5 protein-coding genes and 2 pseudogenes are annotated in these 3,174 nt (G+C 63.6%); all 7 read right to left on the reverse strand.

Going from position 1 to position 3,174, the window contains the following annotated elements:
- Positions 1-227: pseudogene (locus AX725_RS21580) on the reverse strand (hypothetical protein); the annotation flags it as partial.
- A gap of 112 nt (positions 228-339) precedes the next feature.
- Entirely contained in the window at positions 340-675 is a 336-nt protein-coding gene (locus AX725_RS17080) for a single-stranded DNA-binding protein (RefSeq protein ID WP_066113865.1), read from the reverse strand.
- Between the two features lie 468 nt (positions 676-1,143).
- Positions 1,144-1,548 (reverse strand): hypothetical protein, encoded by a 405-nt coding sequence (locus AX725_RS17085; protein ID WP_066113872.1) that lies wholly within the window; start codon positions 1,546-1,548, stop codon positions 1,144-1,146.
- Complete coding sequence (locus tag AX725_RS17090; protein ID WP_066113874.1) at positions 1,529-1,831, reverse strand: type II toxin-antitoxin system Phd/YefM family antitoxin; 303 nt, start codon at positions 1,829-1,831, stop codon at positions 1,529-1,531. Before AX725_RS17090 ends, AX725_RS17085 begins: the two co-directional genes overlap by 20 nt.
- Before the next feature lie 75 nt (positions 1,832-1,906).
- The gene (locus AX725_RS17095; RefSeq protein WP_066113877.1) at positions 1,907-2,278 is read right to left on the reverse strand and encodes a hypothetical protein; all 372 of its coding nucleotides are present in this window, start codon (positions 2,276-2,278) and stop codon (positions 1,907-1,909) included.
- Positions 2,272-2,787: a hypothetical protein gene (locus tag AX725_RS17100; protein ID WP_066113886.1), complete on the reverse strand. Its 516-nt coding sequence runs from the start codon at positions 2,785-2,787 to the stop codon at positions 2,272-2,274. The genes AX725_RS17095 and AX725_RS17100 overlap by 7 nt, the downstream gene beginning before the upstream one ends.
- A 184-nt stretch (positions 2,788-2,971) precedes the next feature.
- Positions 2,972-3,174, reverse strand: a pseudogene (locus tag AX725_RS21340) (hypothetical protein); the annotation flags it as partial.

Here is a 3,174-nt window from a genome sequence, read left to right on the forward strand (position 1 = left end):
CAAGGGGGTCCCTTTTGCGCGCCGATAGGGGGTCCCGATTGAACGCCGATTGACACGATTCTGTCGCTGACCTCGTTCGTCATGGCCTCAATGCGCAGATCGAATGCGGCCGCTGCAGGCGAATGGTGATCATGCCCGCAGCCCGGCTTCGCGATCAGTGCTTTGCCAGGTCGATCCCGCTCAAACTGGACATGGTAGCCCGGCACTTGCGCTGCAGCTGTGGTCACCGCGGTGCCAGGATTGATCCTACCGGCAATTAGCCGACCTGCGCTCCGCAATCGGGCTGGCACCATCAATCAGGAAGCGAAGGGCGGCACCGAAGCGCCGCCCTCCTGCCAATCACAGAAACTCAATGTTCTCGGCGATGATCTCGCAGCCATAGCGGTCATTGCCTTCGGCGTCCTGCCAGCGCGAGTAGTGGATGCGGCCCGTCACGGCGAGCTGGTCACCCTTGGCCTTGTGCTGGCGCAGCGGGAGCCCGAGGCCATTGAAGACGGTGACCTTGTGGAATTCGGCATCCTTGACCGGGTAGCCGGTTTCAGGGTCCTTCTGGACCTTGCCGTCGCGGATGACCGGGCGTTCGGTCACGAGGATCAGTTCGGTGATGCGGGTGTCGCTGCGGTCGCGGGCAACAGGGTCCTTGGCGAGACGGCCGACGAGGTTGACGATGTTCATTGCAAGAGCCTCCTTGGTGCCGACGGCTCGTCCGCCGGTGCCCTTATCGAGCCTCGGCGGGAGAGCTGGGACACCGCGCGCATTTGCGCGCGGGAAACCTCAGAAATCGAGTTGGTGCGGGCAGCCCGGCTTGCCGGGCAACACGGCTCGCATTTCTGCAGGTTGGCCCTAAGCTCGACCAGATAGGCAGGGGCACTGGGCGGCGGACGTGCTGGTGGCACAGGGGTTGATTGCGTGCCTGAACATCAACCTCGCCGCGCCACAGCTTGCTGCCGTCGGTGTTGATCGCATTATTGATCGCCCGTCCTCGCCGGTCTCAGCAAGCGAGTGGTCCCCTTGGCGCAGTGGTCCGGAATGTCCGACCTTGGCGACCTGCGGTGACGATCCCAAGGTTGGCGTTATTGGCTTGGCCTTGATGCACGATCGGACAAGCCCCAAGGGGCGTGGCCTGCCTCCGTGTTGCGGCAATCAATCGCGATCGACGGCAGCGGCGCCCCAGGCTCCGATGGCGTCGATGATCTTTGCCGTGAACCGCGGTGGGAGTCGTCCGGCAATGTACCCGGGCTGCTTCATTAGGGGTCTGATGTCGAACCCGGGCCAGGTGAACCGATTGAATTCCGAAACGACAATGGCGCTGCCAGGAGCGAGCCCGGCGGTGCGTGCGATCTCATCGGGGATTGCGACAGCGTTCTTGCGCCCCTCGCCCTTGGTCGTGATCGCCGCGACCAGGTAGCGCGACCCTTCCACACCAACGACGACGACAAAGCGTTCCTTGACGCCTTCGTCGCGGCCCCGTCTCTGCTCTTCCTTGAAGAGATAGACGTATCGGAGGATATGGCCTGCGGCGGGGCGGTCAGTCTTCCCAGCGGTCATTGGCGAGTTCACTGGCCGAAGGCCGTGCATTGGCGAAAGCTTGGCGGTCAGCTTCGGTCATGTCGGACGAAGCGACAGCTTCGATATTCATGTGATCTGCGATCATACCGCGCGCCGCCTGTTCAAGATGGCGGAAATATTCGCTATCTGCGATCACATGCCGCTCGCGGCCATGGCTGGTCAGGACGACCGGCTGTTTGGTTGCCAGATCAAGGAACTCGCCGGTGTTGTTGTGAAACCGGGTCAGGGGAACCCTGGGGTGCTCATTCGCCGTCGCTGGCATGGTCGTATCTCCTCTTGGCACCCAAAATAGCAATTATTGCCAAAATAGCAAGATTCTGTGGCGGCGCTCGCCACGCTAGCCGTCCACCTCTACCACCAACAGCTCTGGCAACAACGGCACGAGGCCCGCATCAATCGCAAAGCCCAGAGTCCTTGCGAGGCGGTAGGCTCGAGCGATTGACCCGTCTGGAACATCGAGCGCCTTTTCAATGTCCGCAAGGGTTTCGCCAGCGCCGGGCTCACAGACCGCGTGAAGCTTGCCCGGCTCTGCGGTGATAGCAAAGGGCCAGGTCATCGCGACACCGACGACCCCTTCGTCGAGGACGAGCAGAGTATCGCCAGCAGCGATAGTATCGTCGGTTTGCACGGCGTCGTAGGCATTGCCCGTCGAGGCGAACGCATGGATCCGCCAGGCGCTGAAGGCGAAGCGTTCGCTGTCGGTCAGCATGGCAGGATCCCTTCGGAAAAGGCGCGCTGCGCCGCCTCCGGAAAGGCTGCGGTGAGGTTCCGGTGAAGCGGTCCGGAGGACGCTGGGAAGAATGCGCCGGTGCTGCTCGGCCGTGTGATCCGCAGCGCGCTTGCGACGGCATCCACGACGAAACCCGCAAGCTGATTGCTCGCTGTCAGTTTGCCGAATTCAGGCGGTGCAAACCCGGCTTGATGCCAAAAGGCGAAGCCGGTCTCGAGGGTCTCGATATAGCTGGCATGGCTACCATCGTCCTGTTCGTCGTCGACGCTCGCCTCGACCGTCCGGTAGGTCCCGAAATCATGGGCGTTAGCCTTGATCCGCAGGGTGATCCCGGCGGGCGGAGGCCCGGCGACCGCGATCAGCGCAGCCCTGTAGAGCATTGCTTCCGCGGTATTCACGAGGTCGAAGTTCGGGGTGTGGCCGATCTGCGCGCAGTCTTCGTTCCACGGAGCCCCGCCAAGATCGAGAGTCCAGTTTGTCTGTGCCATTCAAGCCTCCTTTGCTTGAACGGCACCTCCCCCTTCTCTTTCGCAGGCAGAGTTTCCGCTGCAGGTCGGCTCGGCTTGCAAGCACCGGGCAAAAGAAAAGGCCCGCCCGCGACGAATGCGCGGACGGGCCTTCCCGATGTGACCGGCGCGGGTCGCGGCACCGGTCACGGGGGGCTTGTCCCGGTCAGGCGTCGACGCTCGCGCGCGTCTTGCCCTTGGGTGCCGGAGCGGTGCTGTCGCCCAGACCGTCGCCGGTGGCAGCAGCGCTGTCAACGCTGCGGTCGCTGGCCGGTTCGTCGCCGGTGGCAGTCAGCGGCGGCAGGGCGCCTTCACTCTCGCTGCCGAAGCCGTCGAGCGAGGCCTTGGGCTTCGAGCGGCGCCAGGCGA

This window comes from Blastomonas sp. CCH9-A1, from assembly GCF_001557175.1.
Lineage (GTDB): Bacteria > Pseudomonadota > Alphaproteobacteria > Sphingomonadales > Sphingomonadaceae > Blastomonas > Blastomonas delafieldii_A.

Bases quoted from the DNA above. Each gene is read 5' to 3' on its own strand.
- AX725_RS17100 (WP_066113886.1), bottom strand. From the start codon at position 2,787: ATGGCACAGACAAACTGGACTCTCGATCTTGGCGGGGCTCCGTGGAAC.
- AX725_RS17085 (WP_066113872.1), bottom strand. From the start codon at position 1,548: ATGACCGCTGGGAAGACTGACCGCCCCGCCGCAGGCCATATCCTCCGA.
- AX725_RS17095 (WP_066113877.1), bottom strand. From the start codon at position 2,278: ATGCTGACCGACAGCGAACGCTTCGCCTTCAGCGCCTGGCGGATCCAT.
- AX725_RS17080 (WP_066113865.1), bottom strand. From the start codon at position 675: ATGAACATCGTCAACCTCGTCGGCCGTCTCGCCAAGGACCCTGTTGCC.
- AX725_RS17090 (WP_066113874.1), bottom strand. From the start codon at position 1,831: ATGCCAGCGACGGCGAATGAGCACCCCAGGGTTCCCCTGACCCGGTTT.